The sequence below is a fragment of the Chloroflexus sp. MS-G genome (genome assembly GCF_000735195.1).
Taxonomy (GTDB): Bacteria; Chloroflexota; Chloroflexia; order Chloroflexales; family Chloroflexaceae; genus Chloroflexus.
This window is the reverse complement of sequence record NZ_JPIM01000091.1, coordinates 1-18,108: the sequence shown is the minus strand read 5'-3', so window position 1 is coordinate 18,108 and position 18,108 is coordinate 1. Positions and strand designations below refer to the sequence as shown.

Below are 18,108 nucleotides of genomic sequence, written 5' to 3'. Positions count from 1 at the left end.
GGCCCTGCATACAGCGATTGCCGAATTGCGCGATCTTATTGCCCGTGGCGAAGCACCATTCGCTGCTGAACGTGTCGCTGTGCAAATGATTAAGCAAGCATGATCAGGTAGTGTAGCCGGCAGAATGTTGGCTACCCAATCACATCCGAGCAGGTTCTATGTCATTTCTGGCTCCTTTAGCATTGATCGCAGCGGCGATTGTTGGCCCGATGATTGTGGCCATGTATTTGCTCAAGCTACGCAGGGAAGAGCGTGTAGTTTCGTCAACCTTCCTCTGGCAACGCATGGTGCGCGACATCGAAGCCAATGCACCGTGGCAAAAGTTGCGCCGCAATCTGTTATTGCTGTTGCAATTACTACTCATGCTGTTGCTGGTATTGGCTCTGGCCCGTCCATTTATTCCGGTCACTGGTATCAGCGGCGCAAACCTGATCATTATCTTCGACCGCTCGACCAGTATGCTGGCCACCGATGAACCACCTTCCCGCCTTGAGGCAGCCCGGCGGCAGGCGATGGCACTGATTGACCAGTTGCCCGACAATGGTCGGGCAACGATCATTGCAATCGGCGGTCAGATGGAAGCACCCATTGCCTCATCGAGTGATCGTCGCGAGCTACGGCGTGTCATCGAGCAGATTCAACCAAGCTACAGCAACCAATCCGATCTGAGCCAGGCGCTGACGCTGGCCTCGGCTCTGGCCGCCCGCGAACCCGATAGTGAGGTTGCGATCATCTCCGACGGTAACGTTAAGGTTCCTGATGGTCTGCGTGTTCCGGCGCGAGTGCGCTATTTCCCCATCGGACGCTCCGCCGACAATGTGGCGATCAACGCGATTGCCCTCCAACCCGGCGCATTCGAGCAGACTCTATTTGTGCAGGCAACAAATTACGGGGATAGACCGGTTACTCGTCGCATGTCGATCTATCTCGATGGGAAACTCGACTTTGCAATTGATCTAACTATTGAACCAGGGCGCGAGCAGAGCTTAACTCAACCGATCCCAGCAACAGTGAGTATTATCGAAGCACGCCTCGATGAGCGTGATGCCCTGCCGGTCGATGATCGGGCTTACGCAGTTAGTCCACAACGAGAAACGGTGCGGGTACGATTGGTCAGCGATGGCAATCGCTTCCTGCAAACCGGTCTTTCCCTGCTGCCTGGTTTGGAAGTGGTGCAGGTACCAACGACAACCACCACATTCCCCGAAAGCGCGGCTGAAATTCCATTGACGATCTTCGATGGAACCGTTCCTGCGACACTGCCACCTGGTAACCTGCTCTTTATCGGCCCTCTGCAAAGCACTGAACTCTTCTCGATAACCGGTGAATTCGACTTCCCGCTCGTTCGTCCGACCGCTCTCGAAGACCCGATCTTGCGCAATGTACGCTTCACCGATGTCAATATTTTGCGTGCACCGCGCATCGTTTCCGGTTCGTGGGCGCGGGTTATCGTCGATAGCGATGGGGGGCCACTCTTGCTAGCCGGCGAACGTGAGGGCAGGCGCATTGTGGTATTGGCCTTTGATCTCCATGCGTCTGATCTTCCGCTGAATATCGCGTTTCCGATCCTCCTTTCCAACATGATCGAGTATCTCCTACCGGTGAGCAGTCTCCAACTCACTACCGGTCAACCAATTGTGGCACCGGTTGATAGCAGCATTGAGGAGGTACGGATCATTCGTCCAGATGGTCAGGTCGTTAGTTCGCGCGATGGACTGGTGCAGATACGAGCGAACCAGACCTTTTACACCAATACCGATCTGCCCGGTATCTATACCCTTGAAGAACGGCGTGGTAATACCGTGATTGCCAGCCGTCGTTTTGCGGTTAATCTGTTTGCGCCAAACGAGTCGCGGATAGCTCCTCAGCGCGACTTAACCATTCCTCAGCTTAGCGGGGCGCAAAGCACGATTGCCCGCGAGCGCGATGGCCGCCAGGAGATTTGGCGCTGGCTGGCATTGGCCGCTCTGATCATGCTGCTGATCGAGTGGCTGTTCTACCAGCGTAATGCTCTCTCCATCCTCCGCCAGCGCTGGCGACGGCGTACCGCCGAATCGAGTTAAGCAGGAAGAAGATCAGCGACAGGTGCGACCGCTATCCCTCTTTTCTGGACTCATCAGGCCATTAGTACGCAAGAGAAGCGGATTTTTACGCCTCCCTCACTCGTACCAGGGGACTCTCGCACGACCCACTTCCGGCCTTCCAGGAGCCTGATCAAAAACCCAGATTTCTTATTGGTCATGCACCGTACCCGCGCAATCATTGCATGAGAGGTTGCCAACATACTTTCGCGCCAGCCATGCTACTCCCCTTCCTCGCCCCGTGTGGGAGTTGAAAGGGGGCAAGGGAGATGGTGAGGGTCGATTGCTTGCCAACATTCCTACGGTCGCGCCTCAGCAAAAGCCCAGGTTTTTGATCATGCTCTAAAGAGGAGATGCCACTGCTATAGGCACTTCAGGGCAGCAGAAACTTCCTGCGCTAGGGGTAGGTTCCACCCTTTTGGCCCGTCGCTTGCCGAAGATGTGATACACCAGCCGATGCTTGGTTATCGCCTACCACCGAACGCGGGCCGGATGCTAGCATTCCGGGTGATTACGGGAGTTGGGGGGTATCGACAGCAGCGGCGGACGATTTCAAAACCACTCTCTTACCGGTTCATGGAAGGCGCGCTATAATGCAGTAGAATGTACGTAGTAGGATAAGGGGCCGTCTTTATTGCTTCTATCGAGATACCTCGTGTCCTGATTCAATACAATGATGCAGAGAGGATTCCTGTGGAAATCGAAGCCAAATTCAAGGTCAGTGCTGCCGATCTGGATCGGCTAGCTGCACTGAATGCACTCGGTCCGTACACGCTTCGCACCATGGCTGCCGAACATCAGCGCAATACTTATTACGACAGTGCTGATGGTCGGCTGGCGCAGGCTCGCTATGGGTTGCGCGTTCGCCAGATCGGTCATCGCTCGATCATTACCCTTAAAGGGCCAGCTCGCCTCGATGAAAACGGTATTCATCATCGGGCAGAGTTTGAATTTCCCGGCGATGATCCCAATCCTGTGCATTGGCCGGCTGGGCCGGCTCGTGATCTGGCTCAGGCCTTGCTGTTAGGTGCGCCGGTTCGTCCATTGCTCACTATCGAGACGACACGCCGGATCATCCATGCGATGCGTGATGGACGTGATCGGGTCGAAATTTGTCTGGATCGAGGTACTATTTATGCCGGACAGCATCAGGCCCCGATTTGCGAACTGGAACTTGAAGTCTTGCCTGCCGGATCGGTCTACGATCTCACCGAATTAGTGAATGCACTCCGCTCGTTGATCAAGCTAACTCCTGAACGTCAGAGTAAGCTCGAGCGGGGAATGGCATTGTTACAACGTCGTTGATGTCGTTTGTATGCGAGTGGTGGCCTGGAGAGATTAACATGACCAATATCACTCATCTTGACGACTACCTCGAGCAGCTTCTCACACAGTATCGGGTTGATCGAGTTCATGCCCGCCAGGTAGCCAAGCATGCCTTAACCTTGTTTGATGCGTTGCAACCGAAGCACGGCTGGTCAGCGACCGATCGCGATCTGGTCGAAGCCGGTGCTTTGTTGCACAACGTCGGTTTAACGACCGATCCGGCTGAGCATCATCTGGTTGGCCGCGACATTGTTTTGCGCCATTCGCTAGGTGATACGGTTACACAGGCTATCTTAGGGGCAATTATCGCTCTTCACCGGCGGAAACCGCGCTTTCAGATCGAACCCTCCGTGTTGTGCCTCAAGAAACGGCATCGCAGGCTAGCCCTCCAACTCGCCGCAATCGTTCGGGTCGCTGATGGCTTCGACTACAGCCAAACGCAAACGACGCAGGTTCAGGTAGCATCGCAGAATGGTCGCCTACGCCTGATCGTAAGTGGTCCTCATGCTGCGGTTGATGCCGAGCGGGCATCGGCCAAAGCAGATTTGTGGGAGCGTGTGATCGGTACGCGACCGGAAATAGTGGTACAGAGTGAGGGTTCTGTTGTCGAAGCGGTTGCCGGTGAAGATGAGCCGACTGAGTTACTACCGTATTGGTACGCTTCGGGTGAGGTGTCCTTTGCTGAATTAGGACGAGTTGTCTTGCGTCGGCACCTCCGACGACTGCAACAGACGGCGCGGGCAGTGAAAGATGACGAAACCATCGAGGCGGTTCACGATCTGCGCGTGGCGACGCGCCGGATACGTGCAGCCCTCCGTTTACTTGCGCCGGTTGTACCGGTCAAGCCTGCTAAGCGGGCAACCGAAATGGTACGCACACTGGCCCGCGAAGCAAGCGCTATCCGTGACCGTGATGTATTGCTGAGCGACATGACTCATCGCAATATTCTTGGTTTAGAGCCGATTATCGAGGCGGTACGCGCCGAGCGAATGGCTGCACACGCCGAACTGCTCGCTCATCTTTCAAGCGATCAGTATGAACGTGAGCTGCGGGGGTTAGCGCAACTGGCGTGTTTTTCTACGGGTTGGGATGACCGACCACGAGTGCGCGATCAGGCCGGAAGTATGCTGTATGCACACTATGAGGCGCTTCGTTCGTATGACCGCAACGGCTTACCCGAAGATGATGCCAGCCTGCATGCCATGCGGATCGCTGGTAAGCGCCTGCGCTATGCGCTCGAGCTGATCGGTGATATTGTTGGTGAGCGGTTGAATGATCTCTTGCAACCACTGATCGATTTTCAGGATCATCTCGGCGCATTGAACGATATTAGTGTCGCACGCGGTCTTCTGGCGCCGTACACTGTACACCATACCGCGGTCGCAGAATACATGGCGGAAAGAGAGGCTGAATGGGCGACCTTGCGAGCCGAGTTGCCCGAATGCTGGAATGTATTGGCGGGCGCCGACTATCGTCATCGTTTGCTCGCAATTATTGGTGATCTCTGACGCAGATCGATAATGGCAAACGGCAGGTAGAGGATGAGAATCGTTATAATGCCGAGGACCTCCATCCAGATAATGTAGAACGGCCACGGTCCGAGCAGATCGAGCAGACTCGGCGTGTATGGCTTATGCGCTAGAAAAAGATAGTTACTGCCAAGGAGCCAGTTCACCACGCCGACTGCGACCATATAAAGATTTGCCCCGACAATCACCAGTCCCACCGATCGCCAAGTGGGACGGTACCCTTCCAGCGTGATCATACTCAGCGCTGCCAGCACAATACCCCCGTGTGAGATGAAACTCTGAAAGGCGCGGAAGTGCGGGAAGCCATACACACCGATGTCGGGTGTGAGCAGGGCCTGGATTGCACCGCCGATACCCATAAAATAGGCAAACTCGAAGATGCGGTAGCTGCGTGTAAGCAGCATAATCACGCTGAGCCAGGTGAACAGCATACAGAGGTGTAACGGCAGCATGTACTGGATCGACCAGAGGCCGTGGACCCAGAACCAGACATTGTAAGCTATTTCATTGATGGCGAGAATGCCTGCCAGCGTATACCGCCAGATACGCCCAGCGGTTGGTGATAACCGACGACCCGGCCCCAGTATCCACAAACAGGCCAGTACAACGCACATCAAGGCGATTAGATGCGGCGGGCTGAAGAGGATAAAGGGTTGGCCGTTCCAGTGTAATCCAAAGAGTTCATCCATACAATGTGCTCCGTGCGTAAGCGAGACCGATCTCGCCGATGAAAACTGGTGTCTATCGCTACATGTTATGTATATCATAACCAGATCGTCCGGCAGTGGGCAAGATGTCATCGTGCATGGGTTGCCACCGTTGCACTGTGAGACGGCTATTCGGATCGGCACGCAGTTGAAACAGCGTTTTCAGCATCGTCGTCGTATCGCGAACGGACGGGAAGGGGAGAAGCGTCGTCAGGACGGTACCTGGGTGCGCGGGCTTCCGGCCCGCATGGCATGTACACAGAGATTCTTTCTCAAATCTCTGTGCTCTCTGTGCTCTCGGTGGGAAATAAAACCACGGAGCACACAGAGTACACAGAGATTCTTTCTCAAACCTCTGTGCTCTCGGTGGGAAATAAAACCACAGAGCACAGCATGGATGATGCGTACTGCGCCTGGAGTCATCTTTCATCATTCCTACTGCGTAAAGTGGGAGGAAGCGCCGCTCCGACATCTCCCTATCACAGCCGTACATTGGGATGCATCAGTTGTTGCGCTTCCTGGCATCGTCAAACGATGGTGTCTCGTCATCTCTGCATCTCGTGGTTCCATCGAAACCTGCTAGCAATCTCTGTTGCTGAGTGCTAACATTGACTTGACAAATCGGCTGATCTTGTGTACTATTACCAACGGGTTAGCACTCTCGTGTTGACAGTGCTAATCAGTTGCAGCGAAACGTATCCTGAGACATAGTAAACGGAGGATAGCAGCTATGGCGGATTTCCGCATCCGACCTCTTGGCGACCGGGTAGTAGTTAAGCCGGTTGAGCGTGAAGAGAAGACAAAAGCCGGTATTTTCCTGCCCGATACGGCTAGCAAAGAACGTCCTATGGAAGGCACGGTGCTGGCTGTAGGCGAGGGGCGCCGCGATGACAACGGCAAACTGATCCCAATGAACGTTAAAGTTGGCGATCGGGTGATCTTTGCCAAGTACAGTGGCACCGAGTTCAAGCTCGATGACGTTGAGTACCTGATCTTGTCGGAGAAGGACATTCTGGGTATCGTCCAGGAATAAGTATTGTCGCGTAAGTAGTGCTATTCTCACAGGAGGATTATAGATCCTATGCCAAAGCAGCTTTATTTCAACGAAGAAGCGCGTCGCGCTTTGAAGCGTGGTGTCGATATTGTTGCCGATGCGGTGAAGACCACCCTTGGTCCGCGCGGGCGCAATGTCGCAATTGATAAGAAGTTTGGTTCGCCGACAGTAACCCACGACGGTGTGACGGTAGCGAAGGAGATCGAGCTGAAGGATCCCTTCGAGAACATGGGTGCGCAACTGCTTAAGGAAGCGGCCACCAAGACCAACGACGTTGCCGGTGACGGTACAACGACAGCGACCGTACTGGCACAGGCCATCGTCACCGAAGGTCTGAAGGTTGTCGCGGCAGGCGCCAACGCGATGCTCCTCAAGCGTGGTCTTGATCGGGGTGCCGAGGCACTGGTTGCGGCTATCAAGGCAAGCGCCGTACCGGTTCGCGATCGGGCTGACATTGCGCATGTGGCGACCAACTCGGCGGCTGACAGTGAGATCGGTGAGCTGATCGCCGAGGTCATGGAGAAGGTCGGTAAAGACGGTGTCATTACCGTTGAAGAATCGAAGGGTGTTACCTTCGAAAAGGAATACACCGAGGGCATGCAGTTCGACCGCGGTTACATCTCTGGCTACATGGTAACCAACGTCGAGCGGCAAGAAGCCGAGCTTGATGATCCCTACATCCTGATCACCGATAAGAAGATCAGCAGCATCCAAGAGATCCTCCCCGTCCTTGAGAAGGTGTTGCAGGTGACGAAGAACTTCGTCATCATCGCCGAGGACGTTGATGGCGAGGCCCTGGCGACGCTAGTTGTGAACAAGCTGCGTGGCACGATTAATGCGTTGGCGGTTAAGGCGCCTGGTTTCGGTGATCGCCGCAAGGCAATGTTGCAAGATATTGCTATCCTCACCGGCGGTACCGTTATCAGCGAGGAGATTGGGCGCAAGCTCGATAGTGCGACGATTGAAGACCTGGGCCGTGCGCGCAAGGTTATCGCGACTAAGGACGATACGACGATTATCGAGGGCCGTGGTGATGAGGCTGCTATCCGTGCCCGAATTGAGCAGATCCGCGCTCAGATTGCCACTACAACCAGCGACTTTGATCGTGAGAAGCTGCAAGAGCGGCTGGCGAAGCTGGCCGGTGGTGTGGCAGTGATCAAAGTCGGTGCCGCTACGGAGCCTGAGCTGAAGGAGAAGAAGCACCGGGTCGAGGATGCGCTGAGTGCGACCCGTGCGGCGGTCGAAGAGGGTATTGTCCCCGGTGGTGGCGTGGCGTTGCTGAACGCTATTCCGGCGCTCGATAATGTTCAGGTCGCCCACGAAGATGAAAAGGTCGGTCTGCAAATCCTGCGCCGTGCGCTCGAAGAGCCACTCCGTATCCTCGCTCGCAACGCCGGTGAGGACGGTTCGGTCATTATCGCGAACGTCCGCCGCTTGCAGGAGGAGAAGGGCGATAAGACCATTGGCTATAACGTGCTGACCGGCCAGTACGGCAGCATGATCGAGCAGGGTATTATCGACCCAGTGAAAGTAACGCGCAGTGCTGTTCAGAATGCGGTTTCGATTGCCGGTATGATCCTCACCACTGAGGCGCTGATTACCGACATCCCGGAGGATAAGCCTGCTGCCACGCCAGGGGCTGGCGCCGGTATGGACTTCTAAACGAGTCTGAACAGTAACCCTCTTCTCTGGGAGCGCGGGCTACAGAGGCCCGCGCTCTGCCTTGCGGCAGCCCTTAGCACCTATCTGAATCATCGGCACGGTACACTCGTGCAGGATGCGGGCCGGAGGCCCGCGCGCCCAGCCCTTAGCACCTATCTGAATCATCGGCTCACGGGACACTCGTGCAGGATGCGGGCCGGAGGCCCGCGCGCCCAGCCCTTAGCACCTATCTGAATCATCGGCTCACGGTACGGCGGATGAAACCTGATCGATGGACGGGTGTAGCAGCGCTGTGCCCCAACCGATCTTCTTCTGCGATCAGGTATTCTCGATAGACGCTAAGCGTTAAAGCTGTGGAGCGCAGAAAGGAATGCCGTAACGTCGTGAAAAGAAAAAGGGAACCCACAATCATCCGCTGCCGGTTATTTTCTGGATAATCTCTTCGATCCTGCGATCCAGCGTAAACCAGATCATCTGCACCGAAACGTGAAATACCTCTTCAATGGCACTGATCGTTTGTTGACGACGGCGTTCGACTCGCGTCGGATCGGCATAAAAATCGGCTAGATTTTCATTGGCGCCAAAATCATCGACAACGATCACCTGCGTCACACGCTCAGGTAGCCCGATCTGCACATACTGCCAAAAGCGAGGGTCGGCTTTAGCAACTCCGAGATCGGCTGAATTGGCAATGAACGCCAATGCTGTATGCTGCAACGGGCCGACGCGCACCCGCTTGATCCGGTTATGTTCCCGACGTAATGCTCTGGCTGACCAACCCAAGGTTGCCAGTTCACCGGCAATCTGGAATGTTGCTTCGGCATAGTGATCGGTTGCGATGAGTGGGATAATCTGCGGTCTGGATTGCAGGATCGCAAAGAGTGGCTGCCATGCCGGATCAATGACCGAGGCTGCCATATATGCACGGGTAAAGCGACCGGCAGATCGTACTGCTGTCGCTAAAGGGATGCCGCGTTCCTGGAGTTTGCGGCTTAGCAATGCTCTCAGCCCGATGCGGGTAGTACTCCCTTCCACCCAGGTTGGTACGACCAGATCATTCCAATAGCGCTCGGTATCGATTCCTAGCGCCTGCAACCCCGATTGTTGTAATGCCATTGCCAACCGTGCTGATGTTCCAAATCGAACGGCCTCAAGGCTAAGCGTGCCGGAAAAGTCGAGAATCAAAAGGGTTGTTGCCATTGCTCTACTCGTAAGGGTTAGAGTGCAGCAGTGCGGCGCCCGTATATTATACCAATGCCTGATCCGGCAACATGGCACGATTCGACAACCTGTTTAGATAGTGTATAATATTTCTAGTAATGGGCGGGAGTGGCTCAGTTGGTAGAGCGACACCTTGCCAAGGTGTAGGTCGCGGGTTCGATCCCCGTCTCCCGCTCCATAGTGATGACCACTCACACTTGTGAGGTGGTCATCTTTTTTACGAAACTGTATATAATAAGCACAACATATCCAATCATTTTTACGTTCATGAGATGACGAGACCGATCACTTAACGAATTCGTGGAGCCACCGTGTATCTACCGCGCAGCACCGTTCATCGTATCTTCACTCTCACCCTGACTGGCGGAATTGCGCTTGGTCTGCTTTTCTATGCGCTGGTTGATGTAGCTCAGCAGCAGAGCAATGGAGGGCCAACGCTACGGTTGATCGTAGCGCTTCTCTTCGGCAGTATCGTTGGCTTAGCCCTGTCGATAGCAGCGTGGATCAGTCTCCGCTATGCGCTGAGTGAAGTACGCGATCACGCTCAGCGCATATTACAGGCCGATCTACCGCCTCTGACCGACAACGACCCACTGGTTGCACTGCGCCAGACGGTGACCGATGCGATAGTTGCTGTACCACGTTCTACAACACTGACCACGCTTGTCAGCCGTCTCAGTACTGTGATTGATCATGAGGCGATGCTCAGTGCGGTTGCCGAGGCGATGTCTGAACATCTGCCAGTTCATGGGGTTGTGTTCCTCCTCTACGATGCAGAACGTGCTGTACTGGTACCATCGACCGCGTGGGGTGTTGGGAAGGCTAACCGATCAACAGTCTTTGACATCAATAGCAGTGCGATTGGACGTGCACTTCGTGAGCGTCATTCGGTACGTTTTTCGAGTGTGCAGATGCGGGAGTTGATCAGTACCGCGTCTTCACAACCACTCACGGTGATCAATTGGCCGTTATGGGTACAGCAAACGCCAATCGGTGCACTCTGTGTTATGCTTGCCGGTGCAGATGTGCGGCTGAACGATGATCAACAGCAGTTGCTCGAACAGATTGCCACTATCTTCACGGCGTATCTCCAGACGTCGATTTATCGTCAATGGGCCGAGCGCGATCAACGTCGATTAGCCCTCTTCGAGCACATCACTGAGCGTATGGCTGAACAGCCCAACCTCGAACAAGCACTCGTGCAGCTTTTGCGCATCGCTGCTGAGCTTACCGAATCTGAACACGGGACATTCTTACTGATTGATGATGCTACATCTACCATTCGTATGCGTGTGACGCTGAGTGGTGGTGATGTCTTGCCACTTAATCTTGCTTCCGTACCTATCTTGAAGCATGGGCTGGCCGGTTGGGTATTGCGGGCCCGGCGCGGTGCAATCATTGATGATATTGAACGTGATACGCGCTGGATTCCTACGCCAGGGCTTGAATTGATGCGATCAGCTCTAGCAGTGCCGCTCTTTCACGGCGATCATCCCCTTGGTGTCTTAACCCTGGCCGATCCTGCACCGTATCACTATAGCCAACATGCCCTGGCGTTGGTTTCAGTGTTAGCGGCCTACGCGGTAACGATGCTGGTTCATTACCGCTACGAAGGAATTGTCGAACCAGAACAGCAGGCTCATGCCCGCCAAATACTTGAAAAACATCTTGATCCGGTGTCAATGCGCACACTGATTGCACAGCGTGCAAAGCTGATGCAGGCAATCCAGCCGCAGGTGATCACGGTAACGCTGGTCTATGGATGCTTGCGGAGTGTAGAGCGTCTAACCGGTCTCACTGCGCAGCAGTGGTATGAAGACGTTGCCACTTCGTTCGACAGCGCATGCCGTCTCATTGTCTATCAACATCAAGGGGCATACATGAGCCTAGATGGGATAAGTTTCAGCGCGGCATTTGGTTTCCCCCAGCCACAATTCGATGATGGAGTCCGAGCGCTTCAGGTGGCCCAGCAGATTCAGTCCACAGTTGCTCGCTTACGAATTCAGTGGCGCCAGCAGTTTGGTGTTGACCTGCCGCTGGCGATCGGGATTACGACCGGCCAGTTGATGGTCGGTGTTGTCGGTCAGGCGCAATCGGCTACCATGATATGGAGTGGTACAGCCTTGCGTGAAGCACGGCGGTTGTGTCAATTGGCACGTAATGATGAAATTGTGGTGTCTGATACGGTGCTGAAAATAGTTCCATCTGGACGGTTTACGCTCGATCCGCTCACGCCCGTAAATCTTCACAATGGAACAGAAATGGCACCGATCTATCGTCTAATTGGAAATACATAAAGCGTTATGAGTGATCCGGAATCTTCGCTTGCACAATCGGCGATGAATACGCAAGGTTTGCTCCGCATCGCAACTGCGATTGAGACGGCAGCTACTCTCGATGAGCTTCTTATGTTGACCTTGAACGAATTTGTTCAGGGTTTGGGTGTATCATTGTGTGGTGTACTGCTCCTCGATCCCGCCGGTGAGACGATTTCTCTGGTAAGTACCTTCCCACCCCGCATTTCCCTACCACCGCCCATTCCATTGCGTGATTTGCCACTCATACAGCAGGCATTCCAACAGCGGCAACCGTACCAGATTCTCGATCTGACTACCATGCCACAGCCTGGTGATCGTTCACCGGTTGTCTTGCAACTGTTGGGGATGCTGAACGAAGCGCAGGTTCGCTCATTACTGGTTATTCCTTTGGTGGCTCAAGATACAGTTATCGGGGCGCTGGCGTTTGCTACCCTCGGCCAAATACGACACTTCGATGATCAAGAAATCAGTGTGGCGCGCCTGATGGCCAGCCAGCTTGCGGCGGCAATCACTTCATTTCGTATGATCGAAGAGGCATCACGGCGCGAGGCCGAGCTGGCTACGCTGAACGATATTGCGGCGGCTGTTACCTCATCTCTTGATCCGCGCGAAATTTACCATCTGGTGATGGAGAAGATCAACCAGTTCTTCCGCGTTGATGCCGGTTCGTTACTCATGCTCGATGATGAAACTGGCGAACTGGTCTTCGTGATGACGCTGGAAGAGGGACAGGAAAAGCTCGTTGGCTTGCGTGTACCTGCTGGTGCGGGCATTGTCGGTGATGTGGCACGTACACAGCAGTATGCCATTGTGCACGATGCTGAGAGCGATCCACGGTTTTACCGTGCAGTTAGTGATGGAATCGGCTACAACGTACACTCAATTCTCTGTGTGCCGATTGTTGTAAAAGGTCGTACTATCGGCGTTATTGAATTGCTCAATAAACGTACCGGTCATTTTACCGAAGAGGAAGCGATCCGGCTTACTCGGATGGCGGCTACAATCGGGATCGCAATTGAGAATGCACGCCTGTTTCAGCAGGTTAGTACCGTTCGTGATCGCTTTGAAGCCATTGTCAATTCGACCAATGATGGTATCCTGATGGCTGATATGCGAGGTGTTGTTGTAGCCAGTAATCCGGCGGCGGCACAAATTTTTCACCGTTCCCGTGAGTCGTTGATCGGATGTCAGCTTGATGAATTGATCGACGAATTGATGAGTAGAGCACTGGTGGTTGAAGAGCCAACATGGCTCAATGAAGGTGCATCCCATCGCGTGATCGAGATCGAGTTGAACGATGGTCCGGTGCGTTATGTGCGCCATACCACGTTGCCTGTGCTCGATACTGCCAATATGCAGATCGGTCGGCTGGCGCTGTTTGAAGATATTGCGAAGGATCGTGAGCTGGCCCGACTTCGGGAAGATTATACCGGCATGCTCATCCATGATCTCCGTGCACCACTGACTGCTATTATGAATGGCATTATGATGATGCTGCGTGGTCTGGGGGGGCCGGTCTCGGAACAGCAGCGCGAGTTGCTGGGGATTGCCTATCAGGGCAGTCAGACGATGCTGGAGATGGTCAATACCTTGCTCGACATCAGTAAGATGGAGCAAGGCCGAATGAACCTGAACCTTGAACCACTCTCGCCTTATGCGCTGGTTGATGAAGCTATCGAACGCTTGCGGGCGTCAATTCAACAACGTCGCATTAATCTAGTGCAAAACCTGGCAATCAGCTTACCGCCAATTGAGGCCGATCGCGATAAGATTGTACGGGTATTGCAAAATCTGATCGATAACGCAGTGAAATTTTCGCCAGAGCGGGGGATGGTAACGATTGGGGGGCGCTATCTCGCGCTCGCTTCTCATGTTGCTGGTGACGTGCATCCTGATCTTCCCTTTGCCCTGCCAGAAATGGAGGCTGGTGAATGGCTGATTTACTGGGTGCGTGATGAAGGGCCGGGAATTCCACCACAGTATCATGCCCGTATCTTTGAAAAGTTTGGGCAGGTACAACAACAAAAGTCGCGTGGAACGGGTCTTGGGCTTACCTTTTGTAAATTGGCGGTTGAGGCGCATAAAGGGAAGATCTGGCTTCAGAGTCGCGAAGGTCTCGGCAGTACCTTTGCCTTTGCCTTGCCGGTAAGGCAGCGCTCGTCATAGGTATACGCAGATCGCTACCGGTTTGTGCGTACTGATTGCACAGCCAAAGTGTCTAGAGGGTGTTAGGATAGATAACGAAACTGTAAATAAATCCCTCTGTTAGCCCCCCGTCTTATCAGTTATACTAAAATAAATTCATTGCCCCATGTCTAGTGCTTGGGGGTGTTCTGTGCAGCGGATTATCGCAATCCTTCGATCACGCATTCTTTTCACTATCATCTTGCCATACCTGCTTTTGACCGTTATCGTGATGCTGATTGGTTCTGGTATTGCGATAACGTTAGTAGCAGGGAGTTGGCAGGAACGCTTCAATAATCAATTGGGTCAGGTAGCACGTAATTTTGCTGAAGCGCTGGCTGCGCGCGAAATTAGCAATATCGCCTACCTCGGTCAGATTGTATTCACCGCAGCTAATGCTGATACCGGTGCACCGGCAGTCGTTGATGCGATTATCCGTCGGGATGCAGATGGATTAGCGTTAGCTATGCGCAGCCTCTGGACGCTTGGTCAGAGTAACGAAAATGTAACTCCTGATCGACTGATCGTTTTTGATCAGACTGGGAAGGCTTTGCTCGATTGGGAACGAGCCAGGGATGGTGATGAGCCGACGAAGTATATCGGGACGAATCTGTCCGGTTTGCCATTCATCGAGAAGGTATTACGCGGTGAGCAGACACCGGTTGGCACCGGTGAGGTGATCGGCGATAAATATAGTGGCCTGATCGCATTTCAACAGTCTGATGGCCGTGAAGTACTACATTTCTTTACCGTCGTGCCTGTTACTGTCCGCATTGACGATAACACGCCACCCCAGGTTGTTGGTGGTGTGCTGGTGGCTCAACGGCTTGATCGTACACTGGCGTTCTTGCAAGATCGCAGTCAAGCAGCAGTGACTGCCTGGTTTGATAACAATGGTTTACCATTGGCTGCAACGGTACCGGAGAGTTTTGTATCGCAACTCCGCCTCGATCAAACCCAGATCGAGAAGTTAGCTCAATATAATACCCTGGGAACCTGTCTCGACATCGGTAGTCTTCGTGGTCGGGTCGTCACTCCAGTTGAAAGAGTTGGGATACCGACCTGTTCATTGTTGACGACTGCTCGTCTTGGTGACTACGAGTATCAGCTTGTGTATGCACCGTTGTTGCTTCGTGGTGCGCAAAATGGTTATTTCGTCGTTGGTTTGTCACGCGATTTTATTCTGAGTGCCTGGGCCAGTAGTCGCAATGCAGTGGTAGGTGTGACAGCTTTGCTGGCTCTGACCGCAGTATTCGTGGGTGGTTGGGTTGCACGCCGGATCACTCGTCCGCTCGATGACCTGGTGGCGGTCGCTGATGCGGTCAGTGCAGGTGATCTCGACCGGCGTAGCACTGTCAATGACACGAATGAATTGGGACGATTAGCGGTGGCCTTCAATCAGATGACTTCCCATCTCTTACATCTCTACCAAACGAGTCGTCAACTGAATCAGGAATTACGGGTCGAAGCTATTTTACAGATAGCCTCTACCAGTGCTGCTCACCTTCTCCCGCAAACCGAAGCGATTGCCATTGTGCGAGACACTGATAGCTGGAGGTTCCGGATTCGTCCGAATGCACCGTTAAGCTATGCAGCGTTGACCGGTCGGTATCTCAACGTATTGCCGATAAATGGCGGAGCGCAGTTAATTCCTTACACCGATCCATTACTGCTTGCGAGCGGCATCAAGAGTGCGCTTGCCGTTCCCCTCCGGCACGAACAACAGACGATCGGTTCTCTTATTTTTGCCCATCCAGAACAGGATGCTTTTTCGACTGCGGTGTTGCCACATCTGCAAGCGATTGCCAACATGACGGCGGTGGCATTGGTGAATGCCCTCCTCTACGAAGCGGTGCAACGCGATGCCGAACAACGGCGGGCAATTCTTGCCTCAATCAGTGATGGTGTCATCGTGAGTGATGCCAGTGGGCGCGTTGTACTATTGAATCCTGCCGCCGAGCAGTTGTTACGACCGATCCTGACCGATCGTGCGGAGTTGTCGATCCATGATTTGCCGCTGGTCGGTAAGGATATTCGTTCAGAGTTGTTTGGTCGTCCAGAGAAGATTGTATCCATCGGCAATCGCCATCTTACGGTAGGACGGGCACCGGTCTGTATGCCCGATGGTCTTCAGATCGGTGAAGTGGTTGTCCTGCATGACGTCACTTCAGCTATCCAGATTGATCGAGCAAAGACTGATTTTATCGCCACCATTTCTCATGAGCTGCGCACGCCACTGACCGTTATCCGTGGCTATCTCGAACTGGCGTTACGGCAGGCTGGATCGGGATTAGATGACGGTCTACGCGAGATGCTTGAACAGGTGCGTCAGAGTTCCCTTCAGATGACTAGGCTGGTGAATAATGCCATTATGGTGGCCTACCTTGACGCCGGTCAGATTGAAGTTCATATCCAGCCAACGAATCTGGCTTCGGTTGTCGATGCCGCAATACGTCCGTTACGAGAAACTTTTGCAACTTGCGGTCTACAGGTGAAGGTGGTATTGCCCGAAGATTTGCCACCTGTGCTGGCCGATCAAGAGCTGTTGAAACAGGCGTTAGGTCATTTATTCGATAATGCCTGCCGTTATGTTCAGCAGGGTTGGGTGTTGGTTAGCGCCGGAATAGAGGGTCAGGAGGTCTGGCTTGACATTAGTGATACCGGCCCTGGTATTCCAGAGGAGGTGATGGGACGGTTATTTACCCGTTTTCAGCGCGTTGACGGTAACAATTCAGTTCAACGTGGTGGTGGATTGGGGTTGGCGATTACCCGTCAATTGATTGAGTTGCAGGGTGGTTCCATTACGGTGAAAAGTGTTCCCGGCCAGGGTAGTACCTTTACTATCCGGTTGCGTTATATCAAGGAGCAAGAACGTGCTGTTGCCGGGCAAGACACCGAACGCATCCAGAACTGACTATCTGCCATGGCTGATAGCAGGGGCGCTGATTCTGGCGGTGCTGCCGGTGTTCTGTGTTGCCCAAATCATCTTCTGGTGGTTGACACCAAACAATCAGCCGTTCAAGAGTATTAGCGCCGCACGAGGGTGGCAGGCGTATGAACCGTTTCCGGCTAATCTGCGTTTTGCCCCACTTGACGATGACTTGCCTAACCTTGTCGCTACAGAGGTGGCACAGCGCACGCAAATGCCGATTACTCAGACAATGCGTTCCTCGCCGGTATCAATCGTAGCAGTACCACCGCCACCCACCCGGATTGATCCTCCGACGCCGACGGTAACACCTACCCCATCTCCTACTCCGACATCAACGTCTGTTCCGGCCGGAGGTGTTTTACCCACCATATCACCGACACCTACGACAGGCGTGGTTGTGGTTGTCCCAGGGCCGACAGCAACACCGACCGCGACAAGATTGCCCGTGCCAACCCCATCACCGATACCGACGTTTGCGCCGGTTAGTACTGCAACTGCAATAGCGACGGTCGTGTCAACTGCTTCACCCACTGCGGTGCCGATTACAACTATGCCACCAACTTCAACCCCAACAGCGACGGTGACATCGACGCCACGGCCAACATCGGTACCGACACCGACAATGACTCCTTCATTGGTGCCCACGGTTGTCACCAGAGTAACGCCGACGGCTACGGCTGTGCCAACTGCTACACCAACGATAGAGCCAACATTCACACCTACTCTTACACCAACTATGACCCTAACGGCTACTGCGATGCCTGAACCAACGGCGACGCCGACGCTTGAACCGACGGCGCCACCGACCCGCGTGCCGCCAACGGCGACGCCGACGGCCACGGTGACGCCGACGCTTGAACCGACGGCGCCACCGACCCGCGTGCCGCCAACGGCGACGCCGACGGCCACGGTGACGCCGACGCTTGAACCGACGGCGCCACCGACGCTCGAACCGACGGCGCCACCGACCCGCGTGCCGCCAACCGCGACGCCGACGGCAACCGCCACGCTTGAACCAACCGCCACGCCTGAACCAACACCGACGCCGACGGCAACGGCGACGCTCGAACCGACCGCCACGCCTGAACCAACAC

The 18,108-nt window shown here is 54.2% G+C and carries 10 protein-coding genes, 1 tRNA gene and 1 pseudogene; 10 read left to right on the top strand and 2 right to left on the bottom strand.

Annotated elements, in window-relative coordinates:
* Positions 1–158 precede the first annotated feature (158 nt).
* From JE47_RS0115090 to JE47_RS0115080, 3 genes are all read left to right on the top strand, one after another.
* Positions 159–2,063 (top strand): BatA domain-containing protein, encoded by a 1,905-nt coding sequence (locus JE47_RS0115090; RefSeq protein ID WP_031460550.1) that lies wholly within the window; start codon positions 159–161, stop codon positions 2,061–2,063.
* Positions 2,064–2,774: 711 nt separating this feature from the next.
* Positions 2,775–3,386 (top strand): CYTH domain-containing protein, encoded by a 612-nt coding sequence (locus JE47_RS0115085; RefSeq protein WP_031460549.1) that lies wholly within the window; start codon positions 2,775–2,777, stop codon positions 3,384–3,386.
* Positions 3,387–3,424: 38 nt separating this feature from the next.
* A complete protein-coding gene (locus JE47_RS0115080) occupies positions 3,425–4,915 on the top strand; it encodes a CHAD domain-containing protein (protein WP_031460548.1) in 1,491 nt (496 codons plus the stop codon).
* Here JE47_RS0115080 and JE47_RS0115075 read toward each other — a convergent pair.
* Positions 4,882–5,625, bottom strand: a complete 744-nt coding sequence (locus JE47_RS0115075; RefSeq protein WP_031460547.1) for a YwaF family protein — start codon at positions 5,623–5,625, stop codon at positions 4,882–4,884. The genes JE47_RS0115080 and JE47_RS0115075 overlap by 34 nt on opposite strands.
* Before the next feature lie 748 nt (positions 5,626–6,373).
* Between JE47_RS0115075 and groES the strand changes: the two genes are divergently transcribed.
* The gene (groES, locus tag JE47_RS0115070) at positions 6,374–6,676 is read left to right on the top strand and encodes a co-chaperone GroES (protein WP_028459729.1); all 303 of its coding nucleotides are present in this window, start codon (positions 6,374–6,376) and stop codon (positions 6,674–6,676) included.
* 48 nt (positions 6,677–6,724) lie between these two features.
* Positions 6,725–8,359 (top strand): chaperonin GroEL, encoded by a 1,635-nt coding sequence (gene groL, locus JE47_RS0115065; RefSeq protein ID WP_031460546.1) that lies wholly within the window; start codon positions 6,725–6,727, stop codon positions 8,357–8,359.
* Between the two features lie 408 nt (positions 8,360–8,767).
* Here the strand turns inward: groL and JE47_RS0115060 are convergent, their stop codons facing one another.
* Complete coding sequence (locus tag JE47_RS0115060) at positions 8,768–9,559, bottom strand: hypothetical protein (protein ID WP_031460545.1); 792 nt, start codon at positions 9,557–9,559, stop codon at positions 8,768–8,770.
* Between the two features lie 123 nt (positions 9,560–9,682).
* Here JE47_RS0115060 and JE47_RS0115055 point away from each other — a divergent pair.
* The 5 genes and pseudogenes from JE47_RS0115055 to JE47_RS21645 form a co-directional block, all read left to right on the top strand.
* Positions 9,683–9,758: transfer RNA gene (locus JE47_RS0115055), tRNA-Gly, on the top strand.
* Between the two features lie 133 nt (positions 9,759–9,891).
* Positions 9,892–11,877: a GAF domain-containing protein gene (locus JE47_RS0115050; RefSeq protein WP_031460544.1), complete on the top strand. Its 1,986-nt coding sequence runs from the start codon at positions 9,892–9,894 to the stop codon at positions 11,875–11,877.
* A gap of 6 nt (positions 11,878–11,883) precedes the next feature.
* Positions 11,884–14,064 carry a GAF domain-containing protein gene (locus JE47_RS0115045; RefSeq protein ID WP_031460543.1) on the top strand — a complete coding sequence of 727 codons (2,181 nt, stop codon included), beginning with the start codon at positions 11,884–11,886 and terminating at the stop codon, positions 14,062–14,064.
* Positions 14,065–14,233: 169 nt separating this feature from the next.
* Positions 14,234–16,996, top strand: a complete 2,763-nt coding sequence (locus JE47_RS0115040; RefSeq protein WP_236631252.1) for an ATP-binding protein — start codon at positions 14,234–14,236, stop codon at positions 16,994–16,996.
* Positions 16,956–18,108, top strand: a pseudogene (locus tag JE47_RS21645) (Calx-beta domain-containing protein); the annotation flags it as partial. The gene JE47_RS0115040 and the pseudogene JE47_RS21645, both read left to right, overlap by 41 nt.